This window comes from Pseudomonas deceptionensis, from assembly GCF_900106095.1.
GTDB classification, from domain to species: domain Bacteria; phylum Pseudomonadota; class Gammaproteobacteria; order Pseudomonadales; family Pseudomonadaceae; genus Aquipseudomonas; species Aquipseudomonas deceptionensis.
The window spans coordinates 2,626,347-2,644,408 of the sequence record NZ_FNUD01000002.1 but is presented as its reverse complement, the minus strand read 5'-3'; the positions used below and the strand labels follow the sequence as shown (position 1 = coordinate 2,644,408).

Sequence of the window (18,062 nt, the reverse complement as noted above, 5' to 3'; positions counted from 1 at the left end):
AGCGGCTACAGGTAGTTCAGAGCTTGGCAGCAGGCCGGGAGCCTTTGCCCTTGGTTTGCAGCAAGTGCGAGAACACGGCGTGCAAGTCATCCGAGGCGCTTTCTTCGTCGAGGTTGAGCTTGCTGTCGATATGATCCATGTGGTGCATCATCAGGTGCACGGCCTGGGCAGCATCACGCGCCTCAATGGCATCGATCAGCTGCATATGTTCGTCGTAGGAACAATGCGAGCGGTTACCGCTTTCGTACTGGGCGATAATCAACGACGTTTGCGACACCAGACTGCGCTGAAAGCTGATCAGGGGCGCATTCTTTGCCGCCTCGGCCAATTTCAGGTGGAACTCGCCGGACAACCGGATACCCGCACCGCGATCGCCTCGCGAGAAACTGTCGCGCTCGTCCTGCACCATCTTGCGCAACTGCGCCAAATCTTCGGCCGTGGCATGAACCACCGCCAATTCAGTAATGGCTTTTTCAACCAGACGCCGGGCCAGAAATACCTGGCGGGCTTCTTCGACGCTCGGGCTCGCCACCACCGCGCCACGATTGGGGCGCAACAGCACAACCCCCTCATGGGCCAGGCGTGACAAGGCACGACGAATAATGGTGCGGCTCACCCCAAAGATTTCGCCCAGAGCCTCTTCACTCAACTTCGTGCCAGGCGCCAGACGCTGCTCGAGGATCGCCTCAAAAATATGCGCATAGACGATATCGTCCTGGGTTCCACTGCGGCCGGCCTTGCCTGCGCGGGATTGTTTCTTGAGAGGCTGCAACTGTTCGTTCATGGGCACTCGTGTGGGGAAGCGGCGGCGAATTAGGTTCCGTTAATACGTAAACGGGCGTCGCTGACTGGGAATTAATGCAAAAAGCAAGGCGCATTGTACACAAGCCAGAGTGCCAGTACGACTGTACGGTCATTTACGCCCCCGGCTGTATCGCAATGAAATATGACATTTGCGTTTAGGCTTGCACCTTGCTCCACCTCTAATCAAGAACAAGGAATACCGCTCCATGACCGACGCCACGCAGCCGCGCTTGCACCCACTGGCAGACACCTCCCCCTCGGCCGTGGTCGCAGGCTTCATTGCCATGATGACCGGCTACACCAGTTCATTGGTCCTGATGTTTCAGGCCGGCCAGGCAGCAGGGCTCACCAGCGGGCAAATCTCTTCGTGGATCTGGGCATTGTCGATCGGGATGGCCATTTGCAGCATAGGCTTGTCCTTGCGTTATCGCACACCGATCACCATCGCCTGGTCGACACCGGGCGCCGCCTTGCTGATTACAAGCCTGGGCGGGGTCAGTTACGGCGAGGCCATCGGCGCCTATATCACCTGCGCAGTGCTGGTCATTATCTGCGGCATGACCGGCAGCTTCGAGCGCCTGGTCAAACGTATTCCGTCATCCCTGGCTGCCGCATTGCTGGCAGGCATCCTGTTCAAGATCGGCAGCGAAATCTTCGTCGCCGCGCAGCACCGCACCGGCCTGGTCATCGGCATGTTTTTTACCTACTTGATCGTCAAGCGCCTGTCGCCACGCTATGCGGTACTGGCGGCACTGGTGGTTGGCACCCTGATCTCGGGGTTGCTCGGGCTACTGGACTTCAGCGGTTTCGCGCTGGAAGTGGCCGTCCCGGTATGGACCACGCCTTCATTTTCGCTGGCTGCCACCATCAGCATCGGCATTCCACTGTTCGTGGTCGCCATGACCTCGCAAAACATGCCGGGCATCGCCGTACTGCGGGCTGATGGCTATAACGTCCCGGCTTCGCCGCTGATCACCACCACCGGCGTGGCTTCGTTGCTGCTCGCGCCTTTCGGCTCCCACGGGATTAACCTGGCCGCGATCAGTGCCGCCATTTGCACCGGTCCGCATGCCCACGAAGATCCAAAAAAACGTTACACCGCAGCCATGTGGTGCGGGATTTTCTATGGCATCGCCGGCGTCTTTGGCGCCACCCTCGCAGCGCTGTTTGCGGCCTTGCCCAAAGAACTGGTGCTGTCGATTGCTGCACTGGCCCTTTTTGGCTCGATCATCAATGGCCTGAGCATCGCCATGAGCGAAACCAGGGAGCGTGAGGCGGCCCTGGTTACCTTTATGGTCACCGCATCAGGCATGACCCTGTTCTCGGTCGGCTCGGCCTTTTGGGGGATTGTGGCCGGCGTGCTGACCCTGATGATCCTGAACTGGAAAACGCGCCAGTGAATTAGTGCACCACTTGTGGGAGCTGGCCTGCCGGCTCCCACAGATCAGATAGCCATTGCCCCGCCATCTACCGCCAAGGCATGCCCCGTCGTAAAGGCTGCACCGTCCGAGCACAAAAACAGCACCGCACTGGCCACTTCCTCGACCTTGCCTATGCGACCAACCGGGTGCATTGCTGCGGCGAACTCGGCCTTTTTCGGATCGGCTTCATAGGCCCGGCGGAACATATCGGTATCAATTACACCCGGGCACACCGCATTCACCCGGATGTGCTTCTTGGCGTACTCAATGGCAGCCGATTTGGTCAAGCCAATCACCGCATGCTTGGACGCCGAATAAATGCTCATCTTCGGTGCCGCTCCCAGGCCGGCAACCGACGCCGTATTGACGATCGCCCCGCCGCCCTGAGCCAACATCAGCGGCAACTGATACTTCATGCATAACCAGACCCCCTTTACGTTTACGCCCATGATTGCGTCAAACTCGGACTGAGTGCCGTCGGCCAGGCGCCCATGCTCAATCTCGATTCCGGCATTGTTGAAGGCATAGTCGAGGCGGCCATAGAGGTTAATGGTCTGCCCCATCAACTGCTCCACATCGGCTTCAAGTGTCACATCACACGGCACAAACACGGCCGTCCCGCCCGCCGCCCTGATCTGCTCAGCCGTTGCCTCACCACTGGCCACATCCAGATCGGCCACAACCACTTTCAAGCCTTCGGCGGCAAATGCCAAAGCCGTCGCCCGACCAATGCCGGCCCCTGCCCCCGTAACCACAGCAACCTGCCCGGAAAACCTCATGCTCATTATTTTTATCCTCGAACGGGAAACACTCAGTGTAAGCACACACCTATCAAACCCTTATTTATCGAAGTGATAAAACTGCGCCTAGTAAAATCACCAGAACTAATGAAAAACCATTCCTGAGCCCATATTCACTTGCTGCAATGATCAAGAAGGTCTATCTACAAGCATTGTCCTTTAGCTGAGTGCCAGAGATGACCGCCGAGACCAACCGCCAATTCCTTCTCGCCAAACGCCCTGTGGGTGCAGCCACCCGCGATACGTTTACCTACCAGCAAGTGCCGGTTGCCCAGCCCAAAGAAGGCCAGATCCTGGTCAAGAACCAGTACCTTTCCCTCGACCCGGCCATGCGAGGCTGGATGAACGAAGGCAAGTCCTACATCCCGCCAGTGGGTCTTGGCGAAGTAATGCGCGCTTTGGGTGTAGGCAAAGTAATCGCCTCCGCGCACCCGGACTTTGCAGTGGGTGACTACGTGAACGGCGCACTCGGCGTGCAGGATTACTACGTGGGCGAACCCCGGAGTTTCTACAAGGTCGACCCGAACCTCGTCCCCTTGCCCGTGTATTTGTCCGCTTTGGGCATGACCGGCATGACCGCCTATTTCGCCTTGCTCGAAGTAGGCGCGCCTAAAGCCGGTGATACCGTGGTCATTTCCGGCGCCGCAGGTGCCGTCGGCAGTATTGCCGGGCAAATTGCCAAGCTCAAAGGCTGCCGTGTAGTAGGCATTGCGGGCGGACAAGAGAAGTGCAAATCGCTGATCGAAGAGTTCGGTTTTGACGGGGCCATCGACTACAAAAATGAAGACGTAATCGCTGGCCTGAAACGCGAATGCCCTAAAGGCGTCGATGTATTTTTCGACAACGTAGGTGGCGATATTCTTGACGCGGTACTCAGCCGCCTGAACCTCAAGGCCCGCGTCGTGATCTGCGGAGCAATCAGCCAGTACAACAACAAGGAAGCCGTAAAAGGCCCGGCCAACTACTTGTCACTGTTGGTCAATCGCGCCCGTATGGAAGGCTTTATCGTATTTGACTATGCCGATCGCTATGGCGCGGCCGGGCAAGAAATGGCGGGATGGCTGGCCAAAGGCCAACTCAAAAGCAAGGAACATATTGTCGAAGGGCTCGAAACTTTCCCGGAAACCTTGATGAAACTGTTTAGCGGGGAAAACAACGGCAAGTTGATCTTGAAAGTCTAAAACGCAAGGCTCCTGTGGGCGCCGGCAGCGCCAGTTCCCACAGGATGCACTCAGTCTTGAGCGCTTAAGCCAGTTCCGCGACCACAGCAGCCAACGCCTTGGCCGGGTCAGCCGCCTGGCTGATTGGACGGCCAATCACCAGATAGTCAGAGCCTGCATCCAGCGCCTGACGCGGGGTCAGAATACGGCGCTGGTCATCCTGCGCACTGCCCGCCGGGCGAATACCCGGGGTTACCAGTTTGAGGCCCGGGTGCGCAGCTTTGAGCGCTTGAGCTTCAAGAGCCGAACACACGAGGCCATCCAGCCCGGCTTTTTGCGCCAGGGCAGCCAAACGCAGCACCTGCTCTTGAGGCTCGATATCCAGGCCTATACCGGCAAGGTCTTCACGCTCCATGCTCGTCAGCACGGTCACACCAATCAGCAGCGGCTGAGGGCCGGTACGTTTATCGAGCACTTCACGGCACGCGGCCATCATGCGCAACCCGCCCGAACAGTGCACGTTAACCATCCACACGCCCATTTCGGCAGCCGCTTTAACCGCCATTGCCGTGGTATTGGGGATATCGTGGAACTTGAGATCCAGGAACACTTCGAAACCCTTGTCACGCAGAGTGCCGACAATTTCCGAAGCGCAGCTGGTGAACAGCTCTTTGCCCACTTTGACGCGGCATAGCTTGGGGTCCAACTGATCAGCCAGTTTCAGTGCTGCATCACGCGTCGGGAAATCCAGGGCGACGATAATAGGAGTCTGGCAGTCGGACATTAGCGGGTTCTCAGGCTGGTCGAAATCGGCGCGCATTGTAGCGGAACCAGCCGCTCACCGGCACCCGATGATCGTAAATTCACGATTTTAGTCATTACCGGGGTAATAACGCGCGCAGAAGGATAAGCGACCTACAATAGAACCTGTACATACAAACTTACTCAATATTATAGACAGCAACCCACTGCGCAGATCTTGCTCAGTGATGCTCGCATCATGGAGAACACTATGCCCTGGTATGCCTGGTTAATACTTATTGTCGCCATCGGGGTTATCGTCGGCGGGCTGATGACCCTGCGCGACACAGCCAACAAAGTTGAACTGACCGATGAACAGCGCAAACGCGTAGCCGAACGCAATGCTGAAATGGATGCCAAAGAATCGAAGGACAGGTAACCCACTTGGCGGTCAGGGCCTGTATCGCAACAGAATGAGTTTCCAAGGAAAAACCTACACACAATTGCACTAAACACCGCTGCACCTCCTTGGAACTCAACGCTATGATTGTCCATTGCATAAAGAGACACCTGTCATGCGCTACTCACAAGATCACAAGGCCCAAACCCATCAGCGCATCATCAAGGAAGCATCCGGGCTCTTCCGAAGAGACGGGATTGGCGCAACGGGCCTGCAACCCTTAATGAAATCAATGGGGCTGACCCACGGAGGTTTCTATGCCCATTTCTCGTCCAAAAACGAGTTGGTAGAGAAAGCCCTGCAACACGCAGCCGGTCAGGTTGACGGGCTTTGTGCAGAGCTGTTCAGCCAGCCACAGCCGCTGAATGCCTTCATCGACGCCTATCTGTCTGAATGGCACCTCACCTCTCCCCATGAGGGCTGCCCGCTACCGACCATGTCCTCAGAAATGGCGCAACAGGGGCAAGCCAGCGCGACCACCGACTACGTTATCGACGCCAGGCTCAAACAGATCCAGGACACACTCCACGGACCAGACGTCGAAGACCAAAGCATCGTGATCTTCGCAACCCTCGTCGGGGCGCTGGTGCTTGCGAGAGGGGCAGAGAATGCCGAGCTAAAAGAAAAGATCCTGGACGCAACACGAAGTGCTTTGAAACAGCCCACCGTGCAAGCTTGAACATCCTTTTCGCCAGATACAAAAAAGCCAGTCAATGACTGGCTTTTTACTTTTATCCGCTTGGCTTAGTTTACTGCCACCTTATGGCGGTTTTTCTCAAAGATCGCTTTACCTATCCCTTTAACCTCCAGCAGTTCATCCGTTGAAGTGAAGTTACCGTTAGCTTCGCGGTAAACCACTATCGCCTTGGCTTTAGCGGCACCTACACCAGAGAGCTCTCGCTGAAGTGTCGCCTCATCCGCTGTATTGAGGTTGATTGTCACCAAATGAGCATCCGGTGCGACTTGAGTGACAGCAACCGGTTCAGCCACTTTTGCCGAAGGCGCAGCATGAGCCACACTGGAAACACCCACCATCAGAGCCAAAAACACAGAAGAAATAAACGCAGTACGCATAAGTGACACTCCATTACATCGTTAAGTGGAAACAGCTTTCCTGAGCTGTAATCCAAACTTAGGCGATGGTTCTCGAGTGTCAAAACTCACTGCGTTGCAGAGTATGTAGTCACGATAAGTCGCTACGACGCTGCTGATGGATCCAGTCCACAATTTCGCCCTCGGGGGCATAACCACTGACGGTATCGCGCAACAGTTGGCGAACCCTTACGTAGTCATCCTGATCAACAGCCTCAAGCAAATGCGACAGGCGTTGCTTGAGCTCATCCCAGGACAAAAGGTCTTCATTAGCGCACATGATCATCGGATGCCGTGTCGCTACTACGTTGTCACCAATCAGCAACTCTTCGTAAAGCTTTTCACCGGGGCGCAGGCCTGTGAACTCGATCTCGATATCGCCATGCAAGTTTTTTTCCGAGCGCACGCTCAAACCGGAAAGGTGAATCATCTTCTCCGCCAGTTCGACAATACGAACAGGCTCACCCATATCAAGAACAAACACATCACCGCCCTGGCCCATGGAGCCGGCTTGAATCACTAGTTGCGCCGCCTCGGGGATAGTCATGAAGTAACGGGTGATCTTGGGGTGCGTCACAGTCAACGGCCCACCGGCCTTGATCTGTTTGTGAAAGAGTGGAATCACCGAGCCCGAAGAGCCCAGCACATTGCCAAAACGAACCATAGTGAAGCGGGTTTTATTAACCCGCGAGACATTGGCAGCATCACCAAACAACACCGGAGCCACTTCTCGACTAAGTGCCTGGAGCGTCATCTCGGCCAGGCGCTTGGTACTGCCCATCACATTGGTCGGCCGTACAGCCTTGTCAGTAGAGATCAGCACAAAGTTGGCCACACCCGACTGCAAGGCAGCCTGGGCGGTATTGAGCGTGCCAATAACGTTGTTAAGCACGCCTTCGGCAATATTGTGCTCAACCATTGGCACGTGCTTGTAGGCCGCAGCGTGATAGACCGTATCGACACGCCAGGTCTTCATCACATCCAGCAACTTGTGCGGGTTACGCACCGAGCCCAAAATCGGCAACACCTTTACTGAAAGCGACTCGCGATTAACCCGCTGCTCCAGCTCACCAAGAATGCTGTACAGGTTAAACTCGCTGTGATCGAACAGCAGCAAAGTTGTCGGCCCCAGTTGCAAAATCTGACGACACAGCTCTGAACCAATAGACCCGCCGGCACCCGTCACCAGGACGCACTGGCCTTTTATACAATGCTCCAGCAACTCTCCTTGCGCGGGTACCGCATCACGGCCCAGCAAATCGGCAATATCCACTTCCTGAATATCGTCAACCTTGACCCGTCCGCTGGCCAAGTCCATAAAGCCTGGGACACTGCGAACGTGGAGCGGAAACCCTTCAAGCAAACCCAAAATCTCACGACGACGACCGCGGGATGAAGAAGGGATCGCCAATAGCAACTCCTGCGCACCCGTACGCTCGATCATCTGCTGAATGTGCTCGGGCTTGTAAACCTGCAATCCTGAAATGATGCGATCAGCAATGCTCTCATCGTCATCAATAAACGCCACGGGCCGCATGGCACGGCCCATACGTAATGCAGCAACCAATTGATTACCAGCTGCCCCTGCACCGTAAATGGCCACGCGCGGCAGACCGTCATCACGGTTAGTGAATGGCACATGCTGGGCAGCGGCAAACCAATCACCCAAGAAGTATTGACGCATGGCCAGGCGCAAACCGCCGAGCATGATCAGGCTCAGCCACCAGTAGTTGAAAATGATCGAGCGCGGTACGGCGATCTCAGGGGTGCTGTACCAGTACATCACCACGGCCAGGACAAGCGAAGACAGACTGACAGCCTTGATGATTGCGATCAGGGCGTCGTTGCCAAAATAGCGCATGACGGCGCGGTACATGCCGAAACGGATGAAAAAGGGGATGGCTACAATTGGGGCGGAGACAAATAGCCAAAAATGCAATTTGACAGGGTTGACCATCTCGTCAATGCCCAGGCGTACGCCGAATGCCAGCCACAAGGCAAGCCAAACGAGCACTATATCCGTGGTGACCTGTATAACGCGTTTTTGCCGCCGCGAAAGGTTGAGTAAGTACGCTCGAATTTTATCCATAAATCCCTTGAACACCTTTTGCTGCTCTAAAAACCATCAACACTCTACAGCCCAATGCCCCATCCCGTTACTGCAAGGTTACACCTCACATCAACGAAGCTTCCTGAACAACCTCACTGATTACCTTGCAGGTCAACTCGATCTCTTGCGCGGTCAATGTAGGATGAACCATAAACATCATGCTCGTGTCGCCCAACTCTCTCGCATTTACCAAGCGTTGCGCCGGCCGCCAGCCGGTATTGTCGAAAGCCTTTTCCAGATAAACCTCAGAGCATGAGCCGGAAAAGGCCGGCACACCCCGAGCGATAATTTCATTGAGAATACGATCCCGGGACCAATCCTGCTTCAGGCATTCAGGCCGAACAAATACATAACACTTATAAGCAGCGTGTACCTCATTGTCAGGCAATACGGGAACACGCAGCGCCGGGAGCTGCTGAGCCGTTTTCCAGATGGCCTGTGCATTATCCAAGCGAGCAAGGTGCCAGTCCTGCATTCGACGCAATTGAATCCGACCAATGACGGCCTGAACTTCAAGCATCCGCCAGTTAGTACCAAAACTTTCATGCAGCCAACGAAAACCTGGTGCGTGCTCACGCTCATACACGGCTTCCCAGCTCTTGCCGTGGTCTTTATAGGCCCACATATCAGCCCAAAGCTGGCGATCATTGGTGGTGACCATACCGCCCTCACCTCCAGTGGTCATGATCTTGTCCTGACAGAATGACCAGGCACCAATATGACCAATAGAACCGACCGGCCGACCTTTATAGAACGCACCGTGAGCCTGGGCACAATCTTCAATCACTTTCAGGCCATGCTCATCGGCCAGTGCCATGATCGGATCCATATCACATGGCCATCCTGCCAAATGAACACAGATCAGAGCCTTGGTACGTGGCGTCAAAACAGCTCGGATCGTTTGCGCTGTGAAATTTTGCGAGTCCAGATCAACATCGGCAAACACGGGTACTGCACCGGCATTAACGATACTGGAAACCGACGCCAGGAACGTGCGGGACGTAACAACCACCTCATCTCCTGCCCCTATTCCTAGCGCTTTCAACGCCAAGTCCAGGGCAACGGTGCCATTGGCCAGGGCAACGGCATATTCAGCACCCGACCACTCGGCGAACTCTTTCTCGAAAGAGCGCGTTTCCTGGCCTGTCCAGTAGTTGACCTTGTTCGACAAGATGACATCGCGAGCAGCATTGGCTTCTTCTTCGGTGAAAGAAGGCCAAGGAGAAAATTTAGTATTCAGCACAGAATAACCCCTACGGAAACACTGAAAATAAATGGTTACCCAAGCATATTTACCACTTGATTACACATCCTGCCCAAGAATATCCCACGCCAAAACCAACACAAACGACAGTATTTCCTACGGATAACACACCTTTATCTAGTGATTCTTTCAGGGCGATAGGAATGCTCGATGACACTGTGTTACCACAGTGCTCGAATTCGGAAATAAATTTTTCAGCCGGCAACTTCAACCGACGGCGCAAGGAGTCAAGCATAAACTTGTTGGCCTGATGAAATGCAAACAAGTCAACATCGTCAATCGAGAACGAGTCGTCGAACATCGATGCCATAAGCTGTGGGATTCGAGTCATCGAGAACTCAAATATGGCGGCTCCGTTCATATACAGGTTAGCGTCTGTTCGAGCGTTACCGCTATCATCCGCGTACAGTTCAGGCGATGGATTCAACGCTGAAGGACTGCGCGCGCCGCCAATTGGCACTATTAGATTTTTAGCACCGGCTCCATCAGTACCATAACGGAAGCGATCGATAAAAGGGCCACTGGCCACAGCCTGAATCAAAGTGGCTGCAGCGGCATCACCAAACAAGGTACGAACACTTTTATCTGCTGGGTGAATATATTTGCTATAAGTATCCGCAGTCACCAACAAAATGTTTTTAGCCTGACCGGTTTCGATCAAACCTTTGGCCAAGCCCAAACCATAAACGAAGCCGGAACATCCCTGATTAAAATCAAAGGCACCACATCGCGTTGAAAGCCCCAAACGGTCTTGGAGAATGCAAGCTGTTGCCGGTAAAAAATAATCAGGACTTTGCGTACACAGGATAATAAAGTCAATATCAGAGCGGTCAAGGTCCACGGCGTCAATCAGCTTTTCGCATGCCTTAAAAGCCAAATCGGAGGCGCATTCGTTAACCCCGACTACTTGACGCTTATTAATACCGGTCTTGCCGAAAATCTTGTCCACATTCCACTCAGGAAAATCACGCTCCAAATCTTCATTCGACAGGGTTTGTGCAGGCAACACGTATTCGATAGCAGTAATTTTGGCGGACTGGTTCATATATTTATCCCGAAATACGTTTGGCTGGAACACCAAAAACTGTCACACCCGGTGCGACTTTTCTTATCACCACGCTACCTGCGCCCACGACCGAATATTCCCCGACCACAACTTTAGGCACAATGACTGCGTGCGAGCCTAGAAAAGCGCCCTCTTGCAATGTCACACCACCGGTAACATCACAGTGGCCACTCAACGTGCAGTAATCTGCGATCCGTGCATCGTGCCCGATGGTACAACCCGAGTTGATGGTCACAAAATCACCCACACTAAGATCCGTGGACAATACAGTGAACGGGCAAATGACAGCTCCCTTGCCAATCACTACGTTGGTTCCAATCACGACAGTTGAGTGAATAAGTGTAAAAAATTCAACCCCTTTGGCTACCAACTTTTCAGTCAACAGCTTTTTTGCTGCTGGGTTGGCAATCGCACAAACAACATAGGTATCGGGTTCAGGAATGTACCCATCAATTTTTGACAAGATCGGCGGCAATCCGGAAAAGATATCGGGCGCATTGCTGACATCATCAATAAAACCGGCGATTTCCCAGACAGTTTCACTTGTGGCTCTGCAGGCACCATTTTTGATCGAGTCCAAGAGCCAGGCATGAACCTCACGACCAAAACCTCCAGCCCCCATGATGACCAGCTTCTTGGTCGTAGTCATGCCAGGTATCCCCCATCAACAACCAAAGTGGTGCCCGTAACCCAACTGGCAGCCGGGGACAATAAATAATTCGCGGCATAGGCAACGTCTTGAGCCTTGCCAAAGCCCAATGGATGCCGCTGCTCGATTGCCTTCATAGAATCAGAACCAACAAGGCTCTCCAAAGCGTCAACGAGCTCAGTCTGGACAACGCCAGGAGCAATTGCGTTGACACGAATCCCTTCGCGAGCCAACTCAACAGCTGCGGCCCTGACCATGGCTTCAACAGCGCCTTTACTGGCGCAATAGCCAAGCAAAGCCGGCTCTCCGGATTGAGCCATTACTGAAGAAATCAGAACAATACTTGAATCGGGGTTACAAACACCTTTTTGACGAAATGCCTTTATCAATGAAAACCCGGAGGTGACATTTGTCGACATTATTTTTTCCCAATGACCCATGCTGGTAGCACGAATAGGCATCGGCATTTGCACGCCGGCGGCATGCACCAGGCCATCAAAGGGCGAAGACATCTTGGCTACCGACTTCAACCATTGAGGCACGTCAGTACCTCCCAGGAAATCAATAACCTCGAGTCTATGGCCAATACCGTCCATCCTCACAAGTGTTGCCTCGAGACGACTTACATCCCGTGCAGCCAAAGTAACCGTCGCTCCCTGCTTGCTGAGCCATATGGCAACCTCACGTCCGATGCCAGAAGAAGCGCCGGTAACCAGAACATGCTTGCCAGACAAGGAAAAAGGATTGAACTGCGTCATATAGCGGTCCCTGCGCTGATGCTTGGAGTTACAGTCAAAGGGCTGATCCACACATTATCAAACTCAGCAACACAACCTGCCCACGAATAACCGACACCAAAGCCTGCAAGCATAAAACGACCGGAAATATGTCCGCCCATCTTGCCCTTGTGCAAACTGATCGCCAATGGAATCGAGGCGCAACTTGTATTACCAACATCCTTGACATCAAGCACCACCTTCTCTCGCTCGAGCTTCATTCTTTTTACCAGGTGATCGAGCATGAAACGGTTAGCTTGATGGAACACATATTTGTCAATGGCTTCCCCACTTTCTTGGTTAGCCTCGTGCAGAGCACTCACTAGAGCAGGAACGCGAGCGAGAGTGAATGCGAAAATTTCAGCCCCATTCATGTACAAATCATATGGCCCCCGAACGCCCTCTTCACTCGTTTGCACAGATTTACCGCTGCGGTCTCTATAACCACCTGCAGGGACTACCAGATTCTGTGCTCCACGCCCATCCGTGCCCATGACAAATGGAATAGCAGGAGCGTCCGTATCATGGTCAATAAGAGTTGCTGTGCCTGCATCTCCAAATAAGGCAGCTACAGCCCTGTCATCAGGGGAAACGATCTTGCTGATAGTATCGCCTACCAATAAAAGCGCGCGCTTGCTGCCACCGCCAGACAACAAAGAGGCAGCCATCCACAGTCCGTATACATATCCTGAACACCCCATGGCGACATCAAACGCAGCCGTGTGCATGGGCAGGCCTAGTCGTTTCTGCAAAACACAGGCTGTAGCCGGGAGCGTGTAGTCATGGGTTTGTGAAACGAATATCAGGGTATCAATAGAGCTTTTATCAATTCCGAGATCTACAATGAGTCGCTCTGCTGCAGAAAAACACAGATCAGAAGAGCATTCATCCAAGACGACGTGGCGGCGTTCAACTCCTGTACTACCAATAATTTTATTGATATTGTCGGCGCCAAAAACTTCGCTCAAGGACGCCACCTCCTCTACCTTTTCAGGCAAGGCACAGGCGAGCCCTTTAATTCGAACATTTTTGACCCATCGAACTTGATTATTGGATGTCATTCCACTCTCCTATTCCAAACACTGCAGATTCATAATAAATCAAAGATGACTATTTATTCCACTTTTCACAAGATGCCCGGAAATGGAGCAATTTTTGTTCGAGAGTACTAGTAAATTTAGGCGCCGATGTTGACCACGACTTACTTGGAATCCGCCTGCAAATCTGATGATCCTCCTCAAAAATCTTTCTATTAATATCGGCACTGGATTGCACAAAACCCGATGTCATTTCTTTGTACCGAGGGTCACTATTTTTTGCAGGATAAAGGCGACTAGTGAAGAAAGTACTATCGATCGAAGTCGAAGGAAAAAAATTTTGAACCGAATAAGAGTATCCGAACGTTGAGGAGATCATGGAAAACGGAAAAAGAAAAATACTCATATACCCAGGATAAGGGTCCGTAGTCGCATAAAATCGATTTAAACTTTTAAGACGCTTCTCTACCTTCTCATTTTCAACAGGCGAATACCAAATAGAATTCTCACCGAAAAACTCATTAACACCAATACCTAACTGCAGCGTTGCCAAAGTATCCGAATGTATTAATGGTATATGATAGGGTTCTAAAGCATTCTCTAAAGCGATAGTCCAATCACATTGAAAAGGATATCGATTGAAGTCTGCACAGGAATCAATATCACCGCCAACTTTTTGCAGAACCGAAGATATCTCCGGACCTAATTGTTCTGACAAACTCGTCTTTGGATCAATCGCGAAAAATAAAAAATCACCGTACGCCTCTAAATGAAATTCTTTTAGGGCAGCATGTTCAATACCACACCCCTGAAAGGTTTTTATGCCTGCTACGTTTACTTTGCCACGCGAATAGCTCCAGCCGTGATAGAGACACTTTACGATACTGTTGCCAAAATCATCGGTAAAAAAACGCGCACCTCTGTGCGGGCAAAGGTTATCAAACGCGACAAAACTCCCTTTATCATTGATAATAACAACTTCGAAATCCTTGATCTCAAACCTGACATAATCCCGATCATTAGCGAGTTCTGACTTATGCCCAATGGGGTGCCAATACGACCTGATCAAATCATCAGATATTTTAACAGAATCCAAAGCACCCATACTCAATACGCCCTCTTGGCACCGCACGCTCAAAAAATATATCAAGCATGCTGTGAATACTCACCGACACTGCACTGATGCACATCAGCCAGAAATGCAAATGCTCAACTGACACATCCAGTTGAGCACTAATACATCGACAGCCCGCACAGACTTATAGTCAAGCTGCCAGTAACTCTACAACCTGATCTACGGTCTCACACTTATTCAGGCGATCTGCAGAAATTGTCTTATTAAGACGCTCATCAACCAAAGCCATAAAAGTTACGATTGCAATGGAATCCCAGTCTAATGGCTGACCAAGAGAAATCGTATTTTCATCCGCTTCCATCGATTCTTCAATCAAACGCAAAATTGTATCGCTCATAATTGTTTCCTATCACTTGAGATTTTGTGTTCTAAAACTATGGATCCTGTGAAGGCTTCCATCGTTGCATTATTTTCTTGCGATATGCCCTCCCTCACAAGTACTTTTTTAACCGTGAGAAACAATATCTTCAGGTCCAATAATAAAGACTGATTATCGACATACCAGGTATCAAGCTTGAATTTCTCATCCCAGCTAAGTGCATTTCGTCCATTGACCTGAGCCCAACCTGTAATGCCGGGCCGCACCTCATGGCGACGATTTTGTTCTGGAGAATACAGGGGGAGATACTGTATCAGCAGAGGCCGTGGGCCAACCAAACTCATGTCACCCTTCAAAACGTTCAGAAGCTCCGGAAGCTCATCAAGGCTTGTAGACCTCAATGTTCGACCAAACGCTGTCATCCTATCCGCATCAGGAAGAATAACCCCATTTTGGTCTACAGCATCCCTCATCGTTCTGAATTTGATCATTTTGAAGGGTTTACCATTCAGGCCTGGCCGAAGCTGAGTAAAAAAAACAGGTCCTCCAAGCTTTACGCGAATCAAGATTGACACAACGGCCAAGACAGGTAGCAGTACAACCAAGCCTAAAAGTGCAATAACTATATCAAATACGCGTTTCAATGCACAATTCCTCATTACTCAAATTTATCAAACCTAACAGGAAATTCAGTTAACGCCATTATCCTGAAAGGCTTGGGCCATTCTTGACAATCACCGGAACCATTTCCCCTCTCAGCTATTTCAAATCAGCATAATCATTAAGATGTATATTGAACACAGCATTGAGTACTGTCTCTTGCTAGAAACCCTTGCACGCCTAAGTCAAATACTATCAATTGGCCAACAACTTGAAAATCGAGCCGAATTTCTCAACACCCCGCACCAAGGAAAGATGACTTTTATAGAACGCTATTCCATTTTCACCCATTGCCGCACGTTCAGTGTCTGAGGCACGAAACAACTGAATTGCAGCATCCGCTACAGAAGTTGCGTTACCAGACTTGGCAACCACACCACTTTGGCTGCTACTCACCAAATCGGCCGCATTGCCGTCAACAGCCATCAGTATCGGCCTTCCCGCAGCCATATAAGCCTGAGTTTTCGAAGGAATGGTTATCTTGAATAAGTCATCTTCTTTAAGATGAACCAGCAAGGCATCTGCCGAATATAAATACAGCCCTACCTCAGCCATTGAAACGGGAGGCAAGAAAACAACGTTATTAAGTGCTCGTTCCTGCGACAAGCGCTTGAGGTTTTCCACCTCCAGCCCCCCACCCAAGAAGACAAATTCAATTTCTGGCACCTGGGCTGACACCAGAGCGGCGGCATCCAATACAACATCCAATGCCTGCGCAAGCCCCATATTTCCGGCAAACAATATCCGAAATTTTCCGTCCGCTTTAAAAACAGACTGCTCAACGTTCTGCGATTGATTGATGGCATCCTCAGCGCACCAATTATAAATGATTTCAATTTTTTCAGCCGGTACGCCACGCTCGACTAAAAGTGTTTTGAATCCTGGCGAGAGCACAACAATTTTCGCAGACCGCTTATATACCCAGTCGCAAACTTTCCCTACTAGCGAAAGTACACGTTTATTTGAAACCATTCCCGTCGAACTTAGGGTATCAGGCCACATGTCCTGGACATCATTAACTACAGGTACGCGACGAAAAAAACCGACAATAGCGGCAGCGATGCCAACCGTCAAAGGAGGGTGGTAAGAATAAATGACATCGGCTTTTTTCGCAAAAAGACCGTACAACATCAACGATATCGAAAAAGTCACATAATTCAGAACTCTTCCAATTTTGCCTTTATCATGGCTAGGGTACAATGGAACCCGCGTTATGTTGACACCATCAATTTGTTCTTTTTGACACAACTTCATTTTATAACCGGGGTATAACTTACCACCTGGGTAATTTGGAAACCCGGTAATGACCTCGACTTCAAACCCCTGACGAGCGAGCTCTCGAGCAAAAACAATACCCTTGAATGTGGGCTCTGGGTCGAACCATTGAGTCATCAACAAAACGCGAACTGCCATATCAATCAGTACCTTTTCCAAACAGAACGCATTACATAGTCCCTGTAACTATGAATGATCCGCACAACCTTCTCTGAAACATTAGGCACGCTATAGTCTTCAACAAGGCGCAACGTGCGCTCATCACCGCGCCCCTGACTTTGCAGTATGCTGAGCGCCTGCATCACACGTTCTACATCAAGGCCCACCATCATGACCGCAGACTCTTCCATACCTTCTGGACGCTCATGAGCTTCCCTTAGATTAAGTGCCGGGAAATTGAGGATAGACGACTCTTCATTGATAGTACCACTGTCCGACAGTACCGTTTTGGACGTCAGTTGCAGTTTGTTATAATCCATGAACCCTAGTGGCTTGAGCAATCGTACATTTGGGTGAAACTTTACCCCCATGGCATCAACACGTTTTTGCGTACGTGGATGGGTAGACACAATAACAGGCAAGTTGTAAGTTTCAGCCAAAGCGTTAAGTACAGAGACAAGATTTGTAAAGTTTTTATCCGAGTCGATATTTTCTTCACGATGGGCACTGACCGTGAAAAACTTTCCAGACTCAAGATGTAATCGACTCAATATATCAGACGCTTCAATGGCCGTACGGTAATAGTTCAGGACCTCAAACATCGGGCTACCAGTTTTAATTACCATGTCCGGAGACAATCCCTCTCTCAACAAGTAATTGCGGGCAATCGTGCTGTACGTAAGATTAATATCGGCCGTGTGGTCAACAATGCGACGATTGATTTCCTCTGGTACTCGCATGTCAAAACAGCGATTACCGGCTTCCATGTGAAAGATGGGAATCTTACGGCGTTTGGCAGGAATGACTGCCATGCAGCTATTCGTGTCACCCAACACCAACAGCGCTTCGGGCTCAACCTCCGCGAGCATACGATCAACCGCAATGATCACATTCCCGATAGTTTCAGCACCGCTTTGACCTGCTGCATTTAAAAAATGGTCCGGTTTGCGGATACCTAAATCGTCGAAAAAAATCTGGTTGAGTTCATAATCATAATTTTGCCCCGTGTGAACTAACACGTGTTCGCAATGTTCATCAAGTCGTGCAATTACACGAGAGAGACGAATGATCTCGGGGCGTGTACCAACAACAGTAACGACTTTTAATTTTTTCATGTGTGCCTTATGACTGCCA

Annotated in this window: 19 protein-coding genes; 4 read left to right on the top strand and 15 right to left on the bottom strand. The window is 51.2% G+C overall.

What is annotated here, in order from left to right:
• Window positions 1-16: 16 nt before the first annotated feature.
• The gene (locus BLW11_RS12120; RefSeq protein ID WP_048358501.1) at window positions 17-784 is read right to left on the bottom strand and encodes a GntR family transcriptional regulator; all 768 of its coding nucleotides are present in this window, start codon (window positions 782-784) and stop codon (window positions 17-19) included.
• A 226-nt stretch (window positions 785-1,010) separates the two neighbouring features.
• Here BLW11_RS12120 and BLW11_RS12115 point away from each other — a divergent pair, with 226 nt between their 5' ends.
• Complete coding sequence (locus BLW11_RS12115) at window positions 1,011-2,204, top strand: benzoate/H(+) symporter BenE family transporter (protein WP_048358502.1); 1,194 nt, start codon at window positions 1,011-1,013, stop codon at window positions 2,202-2,204.
• A gap of 44 nt (window positions 2,205-2,248) precedes the next feature.
• Here the strand turns inward: BLW11_RS12115 and BLW11_RS12110 are convergent, their stop codons facing one another.
• A complete protein-coding gene (locus BLW11_RS12110) occupies window positions 2,249-3,010 on the bottom strand; it encodes an SDR family oxidoreductase (RefSeq protein WP_048358503.1) in 762 nt (253 codons plus the stop codon).
• A 191-nt stretch (window positions 3,011-3,201) separates the two neighbouring features.
• Here BLW11_RS12110 and BLW11_RS12105 point away from each other — a divergent pair, with 191 nt between their 5' ends.
• Window positions 3,202-4,206 (top strand): NADP-dependent oxidoreductase, encoded by a 1,005-nt coding sequence (locus tag BLW11_RS12105; protein ID WP_048358504.1) that lies wholly within the window; start codon window positions 3,202-3,204, stop codon window positions 4,204-4,206.
• 64 nt (window positions 4,207-4,270) lie between these two features.
• Here BLW11_RS12105 and pyrF read toward each other — a convergent pair whose 3' ends face one another.
• Entirely contained in the window at window positions 4,271-4,969 is a 699-nt protein-coding gene (pyrF, locus tag BLW11_RS12100) for an orotidine-5'-phosphate decarboxylase (protein ID WP_162200686.1), read from the bottom strand.
• A 228-nt stretch (window positions 4,970-5,197) separates the two neighbouring features.
• On the opposite strand from pyrF, the gene BLW11_RS12095 reads away from it, so the two are divergent.
• Together BLW11_RS12095 and BLW11_RS12090 are read left to right on the top strand one after the other, a co-directional pair.
• Window positions 5,198-5,365 (top strand): DUF2897 family protein, encoded by a 168-nt coding sequence (locus tag BLW11_RS12095; protein WP_074836771.1) that lies wholly within the window; start codon window positions 5,198-5,200, stop codon window positions 5,363-5,365.
• Window positions 5,366-5,501: 136 nt separating this feature from the next.
• Entirely contained in the window at window positions 5,502-6,065 is a 564-nt protein-coding gene (locus BLW11_RS12090; protein WP_048358506.1) for a TetR/AcrR family transcriptional regulator, read from the top strand.
• 65 nt (window positions 6,066-6,130) lie between these two features.
• Here the strand turns inward: BLW11_RS12090 and BLW11_RS12085 are convergent, their stop codons facing one another.
• The 12 genes from BLW11_RS12085 to wecB form a co-directional block, all read right to left on the bottom strand.
• The gene (locus tag BLW11_RS12085) at window positions 6,131-6,460 is read right to left on the bottom strand and encodes a ComEA family DNA-binding protein (RefSeq protein WP_048358507.1); all 330 of its coding nucleotides are present in this window, start codon (window positions 6,458-6,460) and stop codon (window positions 6,131-6,133) included.
• A gap of 109 nt (window positions 6,461-6,569) precedes the next feature.
• Window positions 6,570-8,567 carry a polysaccharide biosynthesis protein gene (locus tag BLW11_RS12080; RefSeq protein WP_048358508.1) on the bottom strand — a complete coding sequence of 666 codons (1,998 nt, stop codon included), beginning with the start codon at window positions 8,565-8,567 and terminating at the stop codon, window positions 6,570-6,572.
• An 85-nt stretch (window positions 8,568-8,652) separates the two neighbouring features.
• Window positions 8,653-9,831, bottom strand: coding sequence for a DegT/DnrJ/EryC1/StrS family aminotransferase (locus BLW11_RS12075; RefSeq protein WP_048358509.1), 1,179 nt, complete (start codon window positions 9,829-9,831; stop codon window positions 8,653-8,655).
• Between the two features lie 49 nt (window positions 9,832-9,880).
• Entirely contained in the window at window positions 9,881-10,897 is a 1,017-nt protein-coding gene (locus BLW11_RS12070) for a 3-oxoacyl-ACP synthase III family protein (protein WP_048358510.1), read from the bottom strand.
• A 4-nt stretch (window positions 10,898-10,901) separates the two neighbouring features.
• Window positions 10,902-11,567: an acetyltransferase gene (locus BLW11_RS12065; RefSeq protein ID WP_048358511.1), complete on the bottom strand. Its 666-nt coding sequence runs from the start codon at window positions 11,565-11,567 to the stop codon at window positions 10,902-10,904.
• Window positions 11,564-12,325 (bottom strand): SDR family NAD(P)-dependent oxidoreductase, encoded by a 762-nt coding sequence (locus BLW11_RS12060; RefSeq protein ID WP_048358512.1) that lies wholly within the window; start codon window positions 12,323-12,325, stop codon window positions 11,564-11,566. The genes BLW11_RS12065 and BLW11_RS12060 overlap by 4 nt, the downstream gene beginning before the upstream one ends.
• The gene (locus BLW11_RS12055) at window positions 12,322-13,404 is read right to left on the bottom strand and encodes a ketoacyl-ACP synthase III (RefSeq protein WP_048358513.1); all 1,083 of its coding nucleotides are present in this window, start codon (window positions 13,402-13,404) and stop codon (window positions 12,322-12,324) included. Before BLW11_RS12055 ends, BLW11_RS12060 begins: the two co-directional genes overlap by 4 nt.
• Before the next feature lie 49 nt (window positions 13,405-13,453).
• Window positions 13,454-14,485 (bottom strand): aromatic ring-hydroxylating oxygenase subunit alpha, encoded by a 1,032-nt coding sequence (locus BLW11_RS12050; RefSeq protein WP_074836769.1) that lies wholly within the window; start codon window positions 14,483-14,485, stop codon window positions 13,454-13,456.
• A gap of 160 nt (window positions 14,486-14,645) precedes the next feature.
• A complete protein-coding gene (locus tag BLW11_RS12045) occupies window positions 14,646-14,852 on the bottom strand; it encodes a phosphopantetheine-binding protein (RefSeq protein WP_048358515.1) in 207 nt (68 codons plus the stop codon).
• Window positions 14,849-15,478: a sugar transferase gene (locus BLW11_RS12040; RefSeq protein WP_241486106.1), complete on the bottom strand. Its 630-nt coding sequence runs from the start codon at window positions 15,476-15,478 to the stop codon at window positions 14,849-14,851. Before BLW11_RS12040 ends, BLW11_RS12045 begins: the two co-directional genes overlap by 4 nt.
• 211 nt (window positions 15,479-15,689) lie before the next feature.
• Window positions 15,690-16,928, bottom strand: coding sequence for a glycosyltransferase family 4 protein (locus BLW11_RS12035; protein ID WP_338152520.1), 1,239 nt, complete (start codon window positions 16,926-16,928; stop codon window positions 15,690-15,692).
• A complete protein-coding gene (wecB, locus tag BLW11_RS12030; protein WP_048358518.1) occupies window positions 16,913-18,043 on the bottom strand; it encodes a non-hydrolyzing UDP-N-acetylglucosamine 2-epimerase in 1,131 nt (376 codons plus the stop codon). Before wecB ends, BLW11_RS12035 begins: the two co-directional genes overlap by 16 nt.
• Between the last annotated feature and the right edge of the window lie 19 nt (window positions 18,044-18,062).